15 protein-coding genes are annotated in these 17,075 nt (G+C 64.1%); 3 read left to right on the top strand and 12 right to left on the bottom strand.

What is annotated here, in order from left to right; translation table 11 throughout:
* Nucleotides 1-2: 2 nt before the first annotated feature.
* From EI983_RS04465 to EI983_RS04475, 3 genes are read right to left on the bottom strand one after another with little or no spacing between them, the layout of a single operon-like run.
* Nucleotides 3-2,099: an acetate--CoA ligase family protein gene (locus EI983_RS04465; RefSeq protein WP_157706200.1), complete on the bottom strand. Its 2,097-nt coding sequence runs from the start codon at nt 2,097-2,099 to the stop codon at nt 3-5.
* A 2-nt stretch (nt 2,100-2,101) separates the two neighbouring features.
* On the bottom strand, nt 2,102-3,262 hold the full coding sequence (locus EI983_RS04470) for an acyl-CoA dehydrogenase family protein (RefSeq protein WP_157706201.1): 1,161 nt from the start codon (nt 3,260-3,262) through the stop codon (nt 2,102-2,104).
* A 12-nt stretch (nt 3,263-3,274) separates the two neighbouring features.
* Nucleotides 3,275-4,165 carry a beta-keto acid cleavage family enzyme gene (locus EI983_RS04475; protein ID WP_157706202.1) on the bottom strand — a complete coding sequence of 297 codons (891 nt, stop codon included), beginning with the start codon at nt 4,163-4,165 and terminating at the stop codon, nt 3,275-3,277.
* 124 nt (nt 4,166-4,289) lie between these two features.
* Here EI983_RS04475 and EI983_RS04480 point away from each other — a divergent pair, with 124 nt between their 5' ends.
* Nucleotides 4,290-5,354, top strand: a complete 1,065-nt coding sequence (locus EI983_RS04480) for a GlxA family transcriptional regulator (RefSeq protein WP_157706203.1) — start codon at nt 4,290-4,292, stop codon at nt 5,352-5,354.
* 47 nt (nt 5,355-5,401) lie between these two features.
* On the opposite strand, the gene EI983_RS04485 is transcribed toward EI983_RS04480, so the two are convergent.
* From EI983_RS04485 to EI983_RS04495, 3 genes are read right to left on the bottom strand one after another with little or no spacing between them, the layout of a single operon-like run.
* Nucleotides 5,402-6,346 carry a 3-hydroxyacyl-CoA dehydrogenase NAD-binding domain-containing protein gene (locus EI983_RS04485; RefSeq protein ID WP_157706204.1) on the bottom strand — a complete coding sequence of 315 codons (945 nt, stop codon included), beginning with the start codon at nt 6,344-6,346 and terminating at the stop codon, nt 5,402-5,404.
* Entirely contained in the window at nt 6,343-7,146 is an 804-nt protein-coding gene (locus tag EI983_RS04490) for a carnitinyl-CoA dehydratase (protein WP_157706205.1), read from the bottom strand. The genes EI983_RS04485 and EI983_RS04490 overlap by 4 nt, the downstream gene beginning before the upstream one ends.
* A 13-nt stretch (nt 7,147-7,159) precedes the next feature.
* Nucleotides 7,160-8,641 (bottom strand): aldehyde dehydrogenase, encoded by a 1,482-nt coding sequence (locus tag EI983_RS04495; RefSeq protein WP_157706206.1) that lies wholly within the window; start codon nt 8,639-8,641, stop codon nt 7,160-7,162.
* Nucleotides 8,642-8,784: 143 nt separating this feature from the next.
* Between EI983_RS04495 and EI983_RS04500 the strand changes: the two genes are divergently transcribed.
* Nucleotides 8,785-9,579, top strand: coding sequence for an alpha/beta fold hydrolase (locus EI983_RS04500; RefSeq protein ID WP_157706207.1), 795 nt, complete (start codon nt 8,785-8,787; stop codon nt 9,577-9,579).
* 24 nt (nt 9,580-9,603) lie between these two features.
* Here the strand turns inward: EI983_RS04500 and EI983_RS04505 are convergent, their stop codons facing one another.
* Nucleotides 9,604-10,995 (bottom strand): aminotransferase, encoded by a 1,392-nt coding sequence (locus EI983_RS04505; RefSeq protein WP_157706208.1) that lies wholly within the window; start codon nt 10,993-10,995, stop codon nt 9,604-9,606.
* 78 nt (nt 10,996-11,073) lie between these two features.
* On the opposite strand from EI983_RS04505, the gene EI983_RS04510 reads away from it, so the two are divergent.
* Nucleotides 11,074-11,697, top strand: coding sequence for a TetR/AcrR family transcriptional regulator (locus tag EI983_RS04510; RefSeq protein WP_157706209.1), 624 nt, complete (start codon nt 11,074-11,076; stop codon nt 11,695-11,697).
* Between the two features lie 15 nt (nt 11,698-11,712).
* Here the strand turns inward: EI983_RS04510 and EI983_RS04515 are convergent, their stop codons facing one another.
* From EI983_RS04515 to EI983_RS04535, 5 genes are all read right to left on the bottom strand, one after another.
* Nucleotides 11,713-12,648, bottom strand: a complete 936-nt coding sequence (locus tag EI983_RS04515) for a 3-hydroxyacyl-CoA dehydrogenase NAD-binding domain-containing protein (protein ID WP_157706210.1) — start codon at nt 12,646-12,648, stop codon at nt 11,713-11,715.
* The gene (locus tag EI983_RS04520) at nt 12,648-13,388 is read right to left on the bottom strand and encodes an SDR family NAD(P)-dependent oxidoreductase (RefSeq protein WP_157706211.1); all 741 of its coding nucleotides are present in this window, start codon (nt 13,386-13,388) and stop codon (nt 12,648-12,650) included. The genes EI983_RS04515 and EI983_RS04520 overlap by 1 nt, the downstream gene beginning before the upstream one ends.
* A 65-nt stretch (nt 13,389-13,453) precedes the next feature.
* Entirely contained in the window at nt 13,454-14,245 is a 792-nt protein-coding gene (locus tag EI983_RS04525) for an SDR family NAD(P)-dependent oxidoreductase (RefSeq protein ID WP_157706212.1), read from the bottom strand.
* Nucleotides 14,242-15,780 carry a choline-sulfatase gene (gene betC / locus EI983_RS04530; RefSeq protein WP_157706213.1) on the bottom strand — a complete coding sequence of 513 codons (1,539 nt, stop codon included), beginning with the start codon at nt 15,778-15,780 and terminating at the stop codon, nt 14,242-14,244. Before betC ends, EI983_RS04525 begins: the two co-directional genes overlap by 4 nt.
* Nucleotides 15,781-15,841: 61 nt before the next feature.
* Entirely contained in the window at nt 15,842-16,984 is a 1,143-nt protein-coding gene (locus EI983_RS04535; protein ID WP_157706214.1) for an aromatic ring-hydroxylating oxygenase subunit alpha, read from the bottom strand.
* Between the last annotated feature and the right edge of the window lie 91 nt (nt 16,985-17,075).

A 17,075-nucleotide genomic window follows, 5' to 3' on the forward strand; every position in this document is an offset into this window, starting at 1 on the left:
TTTCACTCCGGGGTTATCTGGCACAGCGCGTCGATGGCGAGCACGCGATCTTCATACACGAAAAGCGGATTGATCTCGATCTCGGCCAGATCAGGCCGCGTCATTGCGAACTCCGCCAGCGATTGCAGCGCCGCGATGAGGCCGGTGCGGTCCGCCGCCGGTTTGCCCCGGAACCCGGAAAGCAGTCTGGACACTTTCAGCCGGTCCAGAGCCCGTCCGATCTCGGCATCGCTGGCGGGCAAAAGCAGCGTGGCCGTGTCGCCGAGAAGCTCCACCAGAATACCGCCACTGCCCAGGGTCAGGCTCAGCCCGAACTGCGCATCGCGGCGGATGGCGACCACCAGCTCGGCCAGCGGGGCAGGGGCCATGGGCTCAATCAGGAACATGTCGCTGACCGCCTCGGCGTCATATGCCCCCACATCCCGCGCCATGCGGTCTGCCGCGTCGCGCACCTCCTGCAACGAGCCGAGCCCCAGCGCCACCGCTCTGGCCTCTGTCTTGTGGGCAAGGCGGTTGCTCATCATCTTGAGCACGCAGGGATAGCCCACCGCGTCCGCCGCAGCGTTCAGACCGTCACGCGCCACGCACCGGCCTTCGGGCACCGCAAACCCGGCCGCGGCCAGACGCTGTTTGCCCTCCGCCTCGGTCAGCATTGTCGGAGCGTTTGCAGCCCCATGTTCCACACACAGGGCCTTGGGCGGCTGTGCCAGAAGCTCCTTGCGACGCCCGGCCCACCACGCCGCGTCGCGCATCGCGTTCAGCGCCTCGTGAATGCCCTGCATCGGCGCCACCCCGCGCGAGATAAAGAGCTCTCTCGTTTCACGGTCCATATTCTCGGGGATCGTGGCGCAGATTGCGGCGGGCAACCCGGCTTCGGCGGCGGCCTCGGCAAAGGCGCCGGCGTCGTTGCGATAGAAGATCTGGCTCTCGTCCAGCCCTTCGGCGGGGTAATCCTGCACAAGGATCGTGGCATCGCCGGGGATCATCTCCATCGCCTTGGCAAAAACCGGCTTCGTTTTTTCCGGCTGGCCCCAGATCGGGGTGGTGTAATCCAGGGGGTTCGACAGTGTGGCGATGGGCGGCAGGAGCGCGGTCAGCGCGTCATGCGCCTCCGGTCCCGGCTTGGGAAAGTCGAGCGCGATGGTCTCGGCATGATCGGCCAGCATCGTCGCCCCCCCGCCCGAGCAGGTGAACCCCACCAGCCGGTTGCCGGCAGGTGCGCCCGCCACGCAAAGAAACTTGAGCGTTTCGAGAAACTGCGAGGGGCTGGTGACGCTGATGATCCCCAGCCGCTCAAAGAGGCTCTGATAGAGCGTGGCAGACCCGGCGAGCGATCCGGTATGGCTGAGTGTCAGACTTTCGCCAATGGCCGAATTTCCGGTCTTGAGCGCCACGATCGGAGTGCCTTGCTCCAGCGCCTTGAGCGCCGCGCGCTCGAAGGCGGCCACATCCGACAGCCCCTCGATATGCACGCCAATGGCGCGCACCTCCTTGCGGTCGCACAGAAGGTCGATGAATTCGGCCAGCCCCAGATCGGCCTGATTGCCGGCGCTGATCATATAGGCCATCGGCAGGGACCGCCGCGCCATGGTGATGTCGGACGAAAACATACCCGACTGCGTCAGGATCGCCGCGCCGTAACCCGGACAGCCGCCGCCATGCGCAAAGGGCCAGAGCGCCGAGCGGTCCACATAGTTGATCAGGCCATAGCAATTGGGACCAATGAGCACCATATCCCCCAGCTCGGCCTTGAGCTGCGCCTCCAGCGCCGCCCCTTCCGCATGGGCCTCGCCAAAGCCCGCCGCATAGCAGACGATCCCGCCCGCGCCCCGTTCGCGCAGTTCGGCCACGGCCGCGGGCACCTCCGCCGCGCGGATGGCCAGAAAGACGGCATCGGGCGGCTCTGGCAGGCTGGCCAGGTCGGGCAGGCATGGCACCCCGGCGATGTGCTCCCGCCTTGGGTTCACCGCCCACATCTGCCCGGCAAAGCCCGCGCGCCGGGCCTCGCCGATGGCAATGCCCGCATCCGTGCCCCCGACAAAGGCAATATGCCTCGGGGTCAGCAGACGCTGGAAATTCGCGCGCTTGGCGGGGGTCATGTTCAGGCCCCGAGCGGCCGCAGCATCGACCGGGTGATGATATGGCGCTGAATCTCGCTCGTGCCGTCCCAGATGCGCTCCAGCCGACTATCGCGCCAGAGCCTCTGAATGGGCAGCTCCTCCATCAGCCCCATGCCGCCGTGAATCTGCACCGCGTCATCGGCCAACTGGCACAGCATTTCCGAGCAGAAGACCTTGACCATCGCCGCATCCTGATCGGCCATCTGTCCGCGCTCGTGCCGGGCCACCGCATCGCTCACCATCAGGTCCGCGGCGCGCAGGTTCATCGCGCCATTGGCCAGCCGAAATCCGGTGGCCTGAAACTGGCCAATCGGTTTGCCGAACTGCTTGCGGTTCGCGGCCCATTCGGTCGCCATCTCCAGAATGCGCTCGGCCTTGCCACAGCAGGACGCGCCCACCCAGATACGCCCCATACCCAGCCACTGGTTGGCCACTTCGAAGCCGCGCCCCTCTTCGCCCAGGATCTTCCCCGGCCCCAGCCGCACATTGTCAAAGCTGAGCTGATAGGTCTTGTACCCACGGTAGCTGACCGATTTCGTCCCTTCGCGGCAGTCAAAGCCCGGCAGACCCACATCCACCAGAAACGCCGTCACCCGCTTGCGCTTGCCGCGGGGCGTCTCATCCTCGCCGGTGGCGGCAAAGACGATGGCAAAGTCGGGCATACACGGCCCCGATATGAAATGCTTGGAGCCGTTCAGGATCCAGTCATCGCCGTCGCGCACCGCGTTAGAGCGCATGCCCATGGCGTCCGACCCGGCCTCGGGTTCGGTCAGCGCAAAAAGCTCCCGCTTTTCCCCGCGCACGCAGGGCAGCAGATATTCGTCGCGCTGATCGCCCTCGCAGGCCAGCAAAATCTCCGTCGGCCGCGCCGCCCAGCTATGCAGCGCATGGCTGGTCTTGCCATATTCGCGCTCGATCAGGCGCTGCGCGCTCAGGCTCAGGCCGCCGCCGCCCACCTCTTCGGGCAGGTTGCAGGCATAAAGCCCCACCTCCTTGGCGCGCGCCTCGATCTGGCGGCCAAGCTCTTCGGGCACCTCGCCAGTGCGGTCCACCATCTCCTCATGCGGATAGAAGTTCTCCTCCATGAAGCTTTTGACCGTGCTCAGCAGCAGCTCTTCCTCATGGTCCATCATGATTGTCATGGCGTGTCTCCTTTACGCATCGGCCCCGCGCAGGCCCAGCTTGTTTCGGGCCTCCTGCGGGGTGAGGGCGCGCCCGCCCATGCGCTCGATGATCTCCACGACACGGCGCACCAGATCACCATTGGTGGCAAGCTTGCCCTTGTCGAGCCAGATGTTGTCCTCCAGCCCGACGCGCACATTGCCCCCTAGCGCCACGGCGGCGGCGGCCATCGGCATCTGATAGCGCGAAATTCCGAAGCTTGCCCAACTGGCCCCCGGCGGCAGCTGCGCCTTCATCGCGGCCATCGTCTCGACGGTCTGATCCGCGCCCCACGGGATGCCGAGGCAGAGCTGGAACATGGGCGGCGCGTCGATCAGCCCTTCCTCGACCATGGCCTTGGCAAAGCGGATATGCCCGAGGTCGAACACCTCCAGTTCAGGCTTCACCCCCCATTCCTGCGTGAGCTGCGCCATGCGCCGCAGGGTGGGCGGGGTCGAGATGTAAATCTCATCCCCATTGCCAAAATTGAGCGTGCCGCAATCGAGCGAGCAGATTTCCGGCAGACATTCCTTCACATGGGCAAGCCGCTCTTCGGGGCCGATCATGTCGGTGCCGGGGCCGGGCAGGGCCGGATCTTCCTTGCTGGGCACCCAGTCGCCGCCCATGCCCGCGGTGAGGTTGATCACCACATCCGTGTCCGACGCGCGCACCAGATCGACGGCTTCCTTGAACAGCGCCGGATCGCGTGACCCTTGCCCCGTCTCGGGGTCGCGCACATGCAGATGTGCAATCGCCGCTCCGGCCTCGGCGGCTTCAATCGCCGCGTCAGCCACCTCTTGCGGTGTAACCGGCACATGCGGGCTTTTGTCGGTGGTGGCCCCCGCACCGGTCACGGCGCAGGTCACGATAACCTCGAAGTTCATCGGCATCTCTCCCTGTTTTCCCGCAGATTGTCTTGCAGGATTGCAAATACATATCGATTATTCGCCACATGCAGGCTAGCCTTGGCGAATAATCGAAGTTTCACTCATGAAGGCCCCGCCGCCGATGACTGCATCAAATTCCGCCCCGCAACGGCCCAGCCGAATCGTCTGCGTGCTGCTGCCGCGGTTCAACATGATGAGCCTGATCAGCGTGCTGGAACCCGCCCGGGTGGCAAATTATCTGGTCAGCGAACCTCTCTATGAAATGGTCTACTGCTCGCCCGACGGGACACAGGTCACCGCCAGTAATGGCATGCCGATTGCCTGCGGACCGCTGCCCGAGAAGCTCAGCCAGGACGATCTGGTGCTGGTCGTGGCAAGCTGGGGTGCGGAGCATTATGCCAACCCGGCCCTGCTCAACTGGCTCAGGCGGCAGGAGCGGCTTGGCATGCGGCTCTGTGCTGTCGAAATGGCACCTTATGTCTTTGCCCGTGCGGGGCTTCTGGCAGGGCGGGCGGCCACGACCCACTGGGCCTATCTGCCTGGGTTTCAAGAGAAATATCCCGATATCCTGGGCGCAGAGCAACTCTTTACCATCGATGGGCGCATCATGACCTGCGCGGGATCCACCGGCGCGCTCGACTTCATGCTGCACATCGTGCGCGAGCGTCAGGGCGAGGCTCTGGCCCAAGAGATTTCCAACATCGTGCTGCTGGCGCAGATCCGCGAGGCAGGCGCGCCACAACGCCAGAGCATCGGGCGCGGGCAGGATGGGGTGCCCGGCCCGGTGAATGCCGCCGTCGCCCTGATGACCACCCATATCGCCGAGCCTCTGCCGGTGCCCGAGATTGCCCGGACCATCGGCCTGTCGCAACGCCAGCTTGAGCGGCAGTTCAAGCAGGCGATGGGGTGTTCGGTGGTGCAGTTCGGGCTGATCCTGCGGCTGCAACATGCCCGTGTTCTGCTGATCTCGACCGAGCTCAGCGTGCGCGAGATTGCCACTGCCTCGGGCTTCAACTCCCTGTCACATTTTGCCTATGCGTTCCGCAATTGCTTTGGCCGACGGCCGAGCGATTACCGCCAGGCCTGGCCAGACCATGCCGATGCACCAACCTGGCCCGGCACCCTGTCCACCTATCTCGACAGCCGCGCGCGGGCATCGGTGCCGACGGGCACGCCACGGGCCTGATCGGGCCTCATTGCCGGAGGCGGGTCACGCCCGGGATGAGTGTCCTGTCAGGCGTCGCCGCGCACAGCTTTCAGCACCGCCACGATCTTTGCATCGCGCTCGGCGGCCATCTCGGTGAAGTGCCGCGTGCCCGCCATCGCGTTGCACCCCTCCACCATCCGGTCGCGCAGCTCCTGGGTCAGCTCCGGCGCCTCCAGCCGGGTCCAGGGCCATTTCAGCGCGGGACCGAACTGATCCAGGTTGGTGGCCATGCCGCCTTCGCCACAGGCCACGTGAAAGGCCATGCACTGCCCTTGCACGACCATACGCGGGGCAGGGCCGTTTTTCAGCGCGATATCAATGTCTTCTGGGGTGGCTTCGCCATTGGCCACCATATGCAGCGCCTCGCGCCAGAGTGCCTCTTGCAAGCGTGTGGCCACGAAACCCGGCACTTCCTTTTTCATCTTCAGCGGCGCCTTGCCCGCCTGCTCATAGAAGGCCACGGCCCAATCCACCGCCGCAGGGTCGGTGCGTTCCCCGCCGATGATCTCCACCAAGGGCAGAAGGTAAGGCGGGTTGAACGGGTGCCCGATGACACAGCGCGCGGGCGAGGGGCAGCGCGCGGCAATCTCGGTCATGGTCATGCCCGATGTGGAGGAGGCGATCACCACATGCTCAGGCACGATCTGCCCCAGACGTTCATAAAGCGCCTGCTTGATCTCAGGTCGCTCCGGCGCACTTTCCTGAATGAAATCAGCACCTTTCACGGCTTCGTCCAGATCATCCGTCACCGTCAGACGATCCAGCGACGCGCCCTTGGCCAGTCCCAGGGCGGTGAGGCTGACCCAGGCCGTCTCGACAATCGCCATCAGCGCCTCGCGCTCGGCCATGTCATGCACATAGGCCGTCACGTCATAGCCACGGGCCAGAAAATGCGCGGTCCAGCCACCGCCGATCGGCCCCGCGCCGATGGAACAGACGCGGGAAACTGAGGAAGGATCAGGATACATCATTCACCTTTGAAATTCGGTTCACGTTTTTCCACAAACGCGGCCACGCCCTCGGCGGCATCGTCGGATTTCAGCATCTTGCGGTAGGTTGGCATCGGGTCGGTGCGCATCTTGTGGAACGCCTGTTCCAGCGGCACGCATTCAATCTCGCGCTGCACTTCCTTGACCGATTGCATCGCCAGCGGCGCCGACCAGGCGATTGAGGCGGCCCATTCGCGGGCGGCATCAATCAGTTGCTCTTTCGGGACCACCTTGTTGACGAGGCCATAATGCGCGGCCTCCTCGGCGCTCATCCTACGGCCCAGCAGGAACATCTCCATCGCGATATTGTGCGGAATGCGCCGGGGCAGCCGTTGCAGCGCGCCCGCATCCGGCACGATCCCCAGCGGCATCTCGGGTAGGCCGAACTCCACATGATCGGCGGCAATCAGCAGATCGCAGGCCATCGCCATCTCGAACCCGCCGCCAATGGCCAGCCCGTTGATCGCGGCAATCACCGGCTTGTTGAGCGCCCAGTTTTCCGTCAGCCCGGTAAAGCCGCCAAAGCCGTAATCGTCGCTCTCCCACCAGTTATCGAGGCTCATCTCGCCCGCATTCAGCGCCTTGAGATCCCAGCCTGCGCTAAAGATCTTGTCACCGCCCCCGGTCAGGATCGCGCAGCGCAGGTTCTTGTCCTCGTGCAGCTCCTGAAACGCCGCCGCCAGCGCCTGGGAGGTAGGCACGTCAATCGCGTTGACCTTGCCGCGCTCCAGCGTCACCTCAAGCACATGGCCGTCACGGACCACTTTCACTCCGTCGCTCATCGGAAATCCTTTCTCAGCGCATCACAAAGGGGTTGGCCATCGGCGCGTCCGAGGTGTTCATCCACACCGTCTTGGGCCGTGTGTAGTCATACATCGCCTGGAATCCGCTTTCGCGCCCGTACCCTGACCCCTTGATGCCGCCAAATTCGGCAACGGGCGAGACAACGCGATAGGTGTTGACCCAGACGATACCCGCCCGCACCGCGTCCGCCATGCGCAAGGACCGCGCGCTGTTTTGGGTGAAGATCCCTGCGGCGAGGCCGTGCTCGGTGTCGTTGGCCAGCTCAATGACCTCGTCCTCGGTCCGAAACGTCTGCACCGCCAACACCGGGCCGAAAAGCTCGGTGTCCACGATCCGCAAATCCTGCCGCGGGCATTTCAGGATCGTCGGCTCAAAGAACAGCCCCGGCATCCCTTCGGGCCGCTTGCCGCCGGTCAGCAGCTCGGCGCCCTCGCTCAGCGCATGGGCAATCTCTTCCTCGATCCGGTCGCGTTGTCCCACCGTACAGAGCGGACCCATTTGCGTGTCGTCCAGCAGCGGGTCGCCAATCGCGATCTCACGCGCCTGTGCCACCATGCGGGTCAGGAACTCCTCGGCAATATCCTCATGCAGGTAAAGCCGCGAGCCCGCGACGCAGCTTTGCCCGGTCGCGCCGAAGATCCCCGCGATGGAGGCGTTCACGGCACTTTCGATATTGGCGTCGTCGAACACGATAAAGGGCGATTTGCCGCCCAGCTCCAGGCTCACTTCGGCAAAGTTGTTCTTGGAGTTTTCCAGCACGTGCCGCGCCGCACCCGGCCCGCCGGTAAAGCTGATCCGCGCCACCTTCTTATGGCCGGTCAGCGCGCGGCCACATGGCTCGCCATGACCGGTGACTATATTGACCACCCCTGGCGGGAATCCCGCCTCTTCGATCAAACGGCCAAACTCCAGCATCGCCGCAGAGGCATGTTCCGACGCTTTCAGAACCACCGTATTCCCCGCCGCCAGCGCCGGGCCGATCTTGACCGCGACAAGGAAAAGCTGGCTGTTCCAGGGCACCACGGCGGCAACCACGCCCAGCGGCTCGCGTTTGGTGAACACAAACAGGTCCGGTTTGTCGATGGGCAGCGTCTCGCCGCTGATCTTGTCGGCACAGCCTGCGTAGAACTGGAAGAACTCGGCGATATACTTGGCCTGCCAGCGGGTTTCCTTCAGCATCTTGCCGGTGTCGATCGTCTCGGTCCGGCCCAGGTCTTCGGATCTATCCGCCAGCAGCTCGGCCAGACGGCGCAGATGCGCGCCGCGCTGGGTTGGCGTCATCTTGGACCACGGCCCCTTCAGAAACGCCTCGTGAGCGGCCTCCACCGCGCGGTTCACATCCGCCTCGGTCGCCTCGGGGATCCGCGCCCAGACCTTGCCGGTCGCCGGGTTCTCGCTGTCGAAGGTGGCCCCGTCCGAGGCGTCACACCACGCCCCGTCGATCAGCATCTGATAGGTTTGCACATCGGCCATGGCTGGCACCTCCCTTTTCGTTTTGGTCATTCTTGTCCGATCTTGGCACGCCATATGCGAATATTCGACAGGTCGTGGCGAAAATTATCAAATATCGGCCCCATGTGGCCTTCTACGGTCTTCCCGACAGCTAGGAGGACAGGATGGCGGACAGAACGGCGTTTGACCGGCACGGGCAACCCGGCGGGCCGGTGGTGGTGCTGATCCATGGGCTCGGGCTCAACCGCCATGTCTGGCAATGGACCCTTCCCGCGCTGGCGGATCGTTATGATATCCTGACCTATGACCTTTATGGCCACGGCGACAGCGGCGTCCCCCCCGAGACACCTTCGCTTGCCCTCTTTGCCCGGCAGCTCGCCGCATTGCTGGATCTTCTCGGCCATGAGCGCGCGGCGATTGTCGGCTTTTCCCTGGGCGGCATGATCGCCCGGCGCTTCGCGATGGATTACCCCGCGCGCGCCGTGGCACTGGGCATCCTCAACTCACCGCACAGGCGCACGCCCCAGGCGCAGGCGGCGATTGTCAAACGTGTGGAGCTTGCCGCAGGGGAGGGGCCATCGGCCACGGTAGAGGCGGCGCTGGAACGCTGGTTCACCGATGCGTATCGCGCGGCCAACCCCGAGATGATGGCGCTGGTGCGTGGCTGGGTGATGGCCAATGACCCTGCGATCTATCCCACCATCTACAAGGTGCTTGCCGACGGGGTCGAGGAGATCGCCGATGCGGGCCTTGCACTGCCCGCCCTCGCGATCACGGGGGATGAGGATTACGGCAACGGCCCCGAGATGACACAGGCCATCGCCGAGGAGATCGACGGCGGCGAGGCGCTGATCCTGCCCGGGTTGCGGCACATGGCGCTGGCCGAAGACCCGGCCTCGGTGAATGTCCCGCTCAGGGCGTTTCTGGACCGGGTGTTTCAAACCGCGCAAGGTGCGTGAGATCACGCACCCTACGGCGCTTGGTCAGGCGACCCGCTTGCCCTGCCGGACCAGATCATCCGTGGTGCGCCGGATCCCTTCGCCCAGAATATCGAACATCTGGTTGATCTGCGCCTCCTCGATCACCAGCGGCGGCGAGAACACGCACATATTGATCAGCGGCCGGAGCAAGAGCCCCATCTTGGCGCAATGCGCGTCGATCATCCCGCCCACCTCGTGATCCATCGACAACTGGTCGCCCTCGGCCTTCACATGGCATTCGACGCACCCCATCAGCCCTTCACCGCGCGCGTCGCCCACCAGCGGCAGCTCGGCAAGCGCATGCAGGCGCTCCAGGAAAAGCGGCGTCACCTTATGCACATGCTCAAGGATGTGATCGCGCTCGAACACTTCGATATTGGCCAGGGCGGCGGCCGCACTCACCGGATGACCCGAATAGGTGAACCCGTTTGAGAACGTCGCCCCCTTGGAGGCGTCTCCGGAGATATCCTCGATCAGGCGGTCGGAAATGATGCAGGCCCCCATCGGCACATAGCCCGAGGTCAGCCCCTTCGCGCAGGTGATGATGTCCGGCACAATGTCAAACACCGCTTCCGAGGCAAACCAGTGCCCCAGGCGCCCAAAGCCCGTCACCACTTCGTCCGAGATATAGAGCACGTCGTATTTGCGGCACACCTCAAGGCAACGCTTGTGATAGCCCTTGGGCGGCACGATCACCCCGCCTGAGGCCAGGATCGGCTCGGCGATGAAGGCGGCGACCTTCTCGGGGCCGATCTCAAGGATGGCGTTTTCCAGATCGGCGACCTTTTCGTCGAGGAACTCCGCCACTGTCTGCGCCTTGCCGCGCACATAGGGGTTCACGTTGGGCAGGAAATAGACCAGCCCCTCGGCCTGATCGAGCCAGCCCTTGTCGCGCTCCTTGCCGCTGACCGACGAGGACAGGTAGGTCGAGCCGTGATAGGCTTTCTGCCGCGAGATGATGACCTTCTTCTCGCGCTTGCCCATCAGGTTGTTGCGGAACTGGACAAACCGCAGGGCACTGTCCACCGCGGTTGATCCACCCGTTGTGAAAAACACCGTGTTCAGGTCGCCGGGCGTGCGCTTGGCGATCTCATGGGCCAGCTGCGCCGAGGCGGAGTTGGAGTTGGAGAAGGGCGACACATAGGCCATCTCCAGCGCCTGTTTGGCCATCGCCTGCGGAATATCCGTATTGCCATAGCCAACCTGCACGCACCACATGCCCGCAGGCCCGTCGATGAATTTCTCGCCCGCCTCGTTGGTCACATAGATGCCCTCTCCGCCTTCCACGAAGGTGCGCTCATAGGCGGCGGGGTCCTCCATACCTTCCCACGGGTGCAGGTGATGCTCGATATCCCAGTTGCGGACATCGTCGAAATTGGAGTTGGTCAGGGACATGTTGGCCTCCACGGGCTTGACTTTTTGTAACATTCATCACAAAATGAATGAGCGTTCAGTGAAAGTCAAGGCCCTCGAATGACTGCGTCCCCAACCCCGTCTTCCGCCCGTGCCGCCGGCAAGGCCCAGAGCCGTCTGAAACTGATCGAAGCCGCCGCCACGGCGATCTATCGCAACGGTCTGCGCGGCGCGACGATTGGCGAAATACAAGCGATTTCCGGCCTGTCGCGCGGCATGATCAACCTGCATTTCAACAGCAAGGAAAACCTGCTGCTCGCGGTGGCCGAGCATCTGGCCAGCCAGTACGAGGCGCATATGGCCGCAGCCCTTGAGGGGGCAGGGGAGGCGCCTCAGGCGCAGCTCAAGGCGCTGTTTCGGGCCGATCTTGACCCGCTCGTGCTCAATGCCCGCGATGTGGCGATCTGGTTTTCCTTCCGGGCCGAGGGCCATGCCACCCCCGCCTTTCAGGCACAGATCAACACCCGGGGCGGCGGCTTTGCGCAGATCCTGGGCGGCGTCTGCGCGGCCCTGACACCCGGGGAGGACGGCAATCCCCGGTTTGCCACCCTCGCGCTGATGTCACTGGCCGAAGGCCTCTGGACCGACTTTCACGTCAATCCCGACCGCTTCGACCGCGACGAGGCGCTGGCCATGTGTTTTTACGTGGCCGAACGGCTCTTTCCCGGTCGCTTCAGCGCCTGAGCTGCGATGGCCCGGTCATGCCCGCCGGGTCTGCGCCAGCGCCTCCAGCAATGCCACGATCATCGCATCGCGCTCCTCTGCCTGCGCTTCGAGAGATGCACCATTCGTGGCCGCCTCCAGCCCCGTCTCCAGCAGCTTTGCGGTCTCCGCATCCAGATAGGGTTGGCCCAGATCATCCCACCAGCCGTTAAACGTCTCCTCGAAATGCGCACAGAACGCGGCCAGCCCGCCAGCGCCCGCGCCAAGCCCGAAAAGCTGCGTCGGCCCCATTGCGGCCCATCTCAGGCCCGGTCCCGCGTGCATTGCCTTGTCCACATCCCCGACGCTGGCCACGCCGGTCCTGACCAGATGGATCGCCTCGCGCCACACGGCCGCCTGCAACCGGTTGGCCACATGGCCGGGTACTTCTTTCTTCACCCGGATCGTGACCTTGCCCACATCTGCATAAAACGCCTCCGCCGCCTCGACGACGCCCGGCGCGGTGCGTGCGTTGCCCATGACCTCCACCAGCGGAATCAGATGCGGCGGGTTGAACGGATGGCCCAGCACGAACCGCGCCGGATCGGCCCAGCCGCCCTGCATCTGGCCCAGCGTCAGCCCCGAGGCCGAACTGGCCACAACCGCCCCCTCGGCCAGCGCGGGCTCGGTCTCGGCAAAGGTGGCGTGTTTGATCTCCAGGCGCTCCGGCACGTTCTCCTGCACGAAATCGGCACCTGCCACGGCCTCGGCGGCCGATCGGTGAAAGCTCACGGCATCGGGTGTGCCCCGCCCGGTCAGCCCCAGCCGCTCCAGCGTGGGCCAGGCCTGCGCCACATAACGAAGCACCGCCTCCTCGGCCCCGTCAGCCGGGTCAAACACCGCCACACTGCGCCCCGACGCCAGGAACAGCGCGGTCCAGCTCGCCCCGATGACGCCCGCGCCCAGAACGGCGGTATGTTGAACCCCGGCCATCAGAACAGCCCCGGATTGAGTGGTGAGGCGGCGGTCATCCCGCCATCCACCGTGAACATCTGCCCATTGGCAAACCCGGCCTCGTCCGAGGCCAGCCACACCGCCATAGCGGCAATATCGGCAGGCTCGCCAAAGCGGCCCACCGGGTGGCGGGCAATGGCATCGGTCCGCGCCGCTTCCGGGTCGCCCGCCAGGTCAAACCCGGCCTCCAGCATCCCGGTATTGATCCAGCCCGGACAGATCGCATTGCAGCGAATGCCTGGCCCGTGATCCACAGCAATCGAGCGCGTCAGCCCATGCACAAACGCCTTGGAGGCATTGTAAAGCGCCATGCCCGGATCGGCCTGGTGCCCCGATATCGACCCGATATTGATGATAGACGCCCCCTTGGGCATGTAGGGGATGAATGCCCGGCACATGTGAAACACCCCCTTGCAATTGGTGCCGATCACGGCGTCCCAATCAGCGTCGGTGCTGTCGGTGACAGGTTTTTCCACCTGCACCCCGGCATTGTTCACCAGGATATCCGTGCCACGCGCCGTCTCGGCCACCTGCGCAACCGCCTCCGCATCCGTGACGTCCAGCTCATGCCAGAGTATAGTCTCCCTCAGCCCCTCTGGCCGCGCCCCGCGCCCGCAGGTTGTCACGATAGCCCCCTCCCGGGCAAAGGCTTCAACGATCCCGCGCCCGATCCCCTGCCGCCCGCCGGTCACGAAGGCACGCTTTTCTATCAACCGCATGAGCTGTCCCTCTCTCTGGCCTTTGCCTTTGCCTTCATCTTTCCCGAAAATACGCCAGCCCTCGCTTAGAGCCGCATCTGCTGCACCTGCGCGCTCAGCCCCCCGTCGAGCACCCAAAGCTGCCCGCTGGCATATCGCGCCTCGTCGCTGGCCAGCCAGGTCACAAGATTGGCGATATCGTCAGGCGTGCCATAGGTCCGCAGGGGATGCACATCGCGCACCGCCTGCTGCAACTGGTCAATCGTCTGCCCGCCCCCGCCCGAGCCTTCCCCTTTGAAGAAGCTCTGCAACATCGGCGTATCGATATAACCCGGACAGATCGCATTGACCCGAATGCCCTCGGGGCCGTGATCGCAGGCCATCGCCCGGGTCAGCGCATGCACCGCCCCCTTGGTGGCGCAGTAGACGGCAAGGCCCGGATCGGCGATGAACCCGTCATAGGACCCGAAATTGATGATCGACGCCGACGGGCCGACCGCCGCCGCCTTCCGCATCAGGGGTAGGGCATGTTTCGAGGTCAGGAACGTACCGGTGACATTGACCGCAAAGGACCGGTTCCATTCCTCCAGCGTGGTGTCCTCGATGGTCTTCTCGATCTCTATTCCGGCCGCATTCACCAGCACGTCGAGCCGCCCCTGATCCGCCTCCACCTGCGCCATCGCCGCCTTCACCTCGCCCTCGTCGGCCACATCGAGCCGCACAAAGCGCGCCGCGCCGTCAGGTGCGGCAAGCGATCCGCCTTCGTTCAGATCGGCGGCATAGACCGCGGCCCCCTCGCGCTCGAACCGCGCACAGATCGCCCGCCCGATCCCGCCGCGCCCCCCGGTGACCAGCGCCACCTTGCCCTTCAGCCTCATGCCTCGTCCTCCTGCGTCAGTGGCGGGAACCTGTAGCGCGCCGCGGCCACGGTCCAGTCCATATGGTTGCGCACATATTGCTGGCTGGCATCGCTCGGCGGGTTGTAATCCCAGGCCTCGCCCGCCCCCGCCTCCATCGCCGCATGCAGCGCCCGGCGTGATTTCTGCGTGGCCATCACGTCGGCGCGCAGGCGGCGACTGTCCCAGCGCTCCGCGACCTCCGCCGCAAAAGCGCCCGCGCGCGCGGCATAGGCCGGATCGCCCGCCATATTGCGCCGCTCGCCCGGGTCGGTGCCCAGATCATACAGCTGCGGCGGATCGCCGTCGCAATGGATGTATTTCAGATCTCCCCGCCGGATCATCAGCACCGGGGCCGGGGTCATCTCGGCGCAATATTCGCCGATGGCCTCGTCCACCGGATCCGCCTCGCCGCGCGCCAGAGGCATCAGTGACCGCCCGTCGATGGGCTCTCCCAGCATGGTCGCGTCACCGCCTGCGATCTCCAGGAATGTCGGCAGCAGATCCACCAGTGAACAGGCATTGCCCGCCACACCCCGTGCCACGCCGGGGCCCGCCATCACCAGGGGCACGCGCGCCGAGTGTTCGAAGAAGTTCATCTTGTACCACAGCCCGCGCTCGCCCAGCATATCCCCATGATCGGCGGTGACGATCACGACGGTGTTCTCCAGCTCACCCATCTGATCAAGAGCGTGCACCAAGGCCGCGATCTTGCTGTCGAAATAGCTGACATTGGCCAAATACGCACGACGGGCGCGGCGGGTCTCTTCCTCGGTCAATGGCACATAGGAGGCTTCGATCCCGTCCATCAGGCGGCGCGAAAACGGGTCCTGATCCTCGGGCGCAATGACATGTTCGGGCAGGTCGATCTCGTCATCCGAGTAAAGATCCCACCATTCCGGCTTGGCCACATAAGGGTCATGCGGATGAATGAAACTCGCCACCAGCGCAAAGGGCCGCTCATCGCCTGCCGCCCGGTCGCGCCCCCGGTCGATCAGCCAGCGCCGCGCGGCAAAACCGACCTCGTCATCGTAATCGGTCTGAAAGGTGGCGACAGCCACGCCGCTTTCCTTGACCGTCTGCATGTTGTGATACCATTTGTCGATCCGTTCGTCATGGGCTTCCCAATCCGGGGTCCAGGCGAAATCGGCCGGGTAGATATCGGTGGTGACCCGGTCCTGAAATCCGTGTTTCTGATCCGGCCCGACGAAATGCATTTTCCCTGACAACCCAGTGCGATAGCCCAGAGAGGTAAGGTAATGCGCGAAGGTCGGCACCGAGGCGCGAAACTCCGACGCATTGTCATAGGCCGCGATCCGGCTGATCAGCTGGCCCGACATGAAGGCAAAGCGCGACGGTGCGCAAAGCGGCGAATTGCAATAGGCGGCATCAAATCGCATGCCGCGTGCGGCCAATGCGTCGAGATGCGGGGTTTTGGCCACCGCATGACCATAGGCCCCGGTGAACTGCGGGGCGAGCTGATCGGCCATAATGACCACGATATTCGGACGGTTCATCTTGGCGCGCTCATTTTTTTCGTACGAAAAAAATCACCCAAGAAAATTCGTACGAATTTTCTCATGCCCCGGCTCCGTCGGCATAGGCATCCAGAACCAGACCGTGGAAATGATGCACCGCATGTTCCGACTTTCCTGAACCGGTCGGGTCGTTCACAATACGTCCCTGGCTGAAAGCAGGCGTGTTCATCCCGCGCTGCACGCTTTCCACCAGGCTGATATCCTCCACCTGCAGCACCTCGTCGAGATAGCGGATCGCATCCAGCTCCATCGGATCAGGTTCGGGTGTTTCGAGGAAAAAGTCATAGGTTTCCAGTGTCCGGTCCGGCCCCACCGGGATGATATTGAGCACGATCATCGACGAGCGCCCCGGATAGCGCATCAGGCAGGTCGTGGGCCACAGCCACCAGACCGCATGGGTGCGCACCGTCGCATTCGACACATCATAGGCCGAGTTCGCCCCCTTGCCCGCATCCGCCATATGGCTCGAGTAAATCCCGTAGGTCGTCACCTTGTAGGTGTCCATGTCCACCAGATCGCAGAAATCCTTATGCGCGGTCGGGCAGTGGTAACACTCCAGGAAGTTATCCACGACATTCTTCCAGTTCGAGCGGATGTCATAGGTCAGCCGGTGCCCAAAGGTCAGCTGGTCGATATCCGGGGCCCAGTGGCGGATCTCGGTTTCCAGATCGCCCGATTGTTCGCGCAGCGGCGCGGCCTCCGGGTCGAGGTTGACATAGACAAACCCGGCAAACTCCTCGACCCGCACCTGGTCGAGGCAGATCTCGCCGGTATTGAACTCCTCCAGATGTTCCGTTTCCGGGGCGCGGACAAGCTGCCCGTCCAGCTTGTAAACCCAGGCATGATAGGGGCACATGATCCGGGTTGTTTCACCCTCGCCGCGCAGAAGCTCATGGGCGCGGTGCTTGCAGACATTGTAGAAGGCACGCAGCACGCCGTCGCGGTCACGCACCACCGCAATCGGGCGACCGGCGATGTCGATGGTCACATAAGAGCCGGGCGCGCGCAGCTTTTCCACATGGCACACCCATTGCCAGCTTTTCGCCAGGATCAGCTGTTGATCGGCGGCGAACCACTGCGCTTGCGTATAGGCATCCGCATGCAGCGATTGCGACTTGCCGCTGTCGGGCGAATAGCCGCGCCGAATGGCGGCAAACTCGGACGGGGTGGGCAATTGGGTCATCCATCCTCTCCCTACTGGATCACGCCCGGCATATGCCGGATACGATATGATCCGGCGGGATCGTCCTTGGCTCTATGCAAAATTCGCCATG

Source organism: Roseovarius faecimaris (assembly GCF_009762325.1).
Taxonomy (GTDB): domain Bacteria; phylum Pseudomonadota; class Alphaproteobacteria; order Rhodobacterales; family Rhodobacteraceae; genus Roseovarius; species Roseovarius faecimaris.

Excerpts from the sequence above, each read along its gene's own strand:
- EI983_RS04465 (WP_157706200.1), bottom strand. The coding sequence starts at position 2,099 with ATGACCCCCGCCAAGCGCGCGAATTTCCAGCGTCTGCTGACCCCGAGG.
- EI983_RS04470 (WP_157706201.1), bottom strand. The coding sequence starts at position 3,262 with ATGACAATCATGATGGACCATGAGGAAGAGCTGCTGCTGAGCACGGTC.
- EI983_RS04475 (WP_157706202.1), bottom strand. The coding sequence starts at position 4,165 with ATGAACTTCGAGGTTATCGTGACCTGCGCCGTGACCGGTGCGGGGGCC.
- EI983_RS04480 (WP_157706203.1), top strand. The coding sequence starts at position 4,290 with ATGACTGCATCAAATTCCGCCCCGCAACGGCCCAGCCGAATCGTCTGC.
- EI983_RS04485 (WP_157706204.1), bottom strand. The coding sequence starts at position 6,346 with ATGATGTATCCTGATCCTTCCTCAGTTTCCCGCGTCTGTTCCATCGGC.
- EI983_RS04490 (WP_157706205.1), bottom strand. The coding sequence starts at position 7,146 with ATGAGCGACGGAGTGAAAGTGGTCCGTGACGGCCATGTGCTTGAGGTG.
- EI983_RS04495 (WP_157706206.1), bottom strand. The coding sequence starts at position 8,641 with ATGGCCGATGTGCAAACCTATCAGATGCTGATCGACGGGGCGTGGTGT.
- EI983_RS04500 (WP_157706207.1), top strand. The coding sequence starts at position 8,785 with ATGGCGGACAGAACGGCGTTTGACCGGCACGGGCAACCCGGCGGGCCG.
- EI983_RS04505 (WP_157706208.1), bottom strand. The coding sequence starts at position 10,995 with ATGTCCCTGACCAACTCCAATTTCGACGATGTCCGCAACTGGGATATC.
- EI983_RS04510 (WP_157706209.1), top strand. The coding sequence starts at position 11,074 with ATGACTGCGTCCCCAACCCCGTCTTCCGCCCGTGCCGCCGGCAAGGCC.
- EI983_RS04515 (WP_157706210.1), bottom strand. The coding sequence starts at position 12,648 with ATGGCCGGGGTTCAACATACCGCCGTTCTGGGCGCGGGCGTCATCGGG.
- EI983_RS04520 (WP_157706211.1), bottom strand. The coding sequence starts at position 13,388 with ATGCGGTTGATAGAAAAGCGTGCCTTCGTGACCGGCGGGCGGCAGGGG.
- EI983_RS04525 (WP_157706212.1), bottom strand. The coding sequence starts at position 14,245 with ATGAGGCTGAAGGGCAAGGTGGCGCTGGTCACCGGGGGGCGCGGCGGG.
- betC (WP_157706213.1), bottom strand. The coding sequence starts at position 15,780 with ATGAACCGTCCGAATATCGTGGTCATTATGGCCGATCAGCTCGCCCCG.
- EI983_RS04535 (WP_157706214.1), bottom strand. The coding sequence starts at position 16,984 with ATGACCCAATTGCCCACCCCGTCCGAGTTTGCCGCCATTCGGCGCGGC.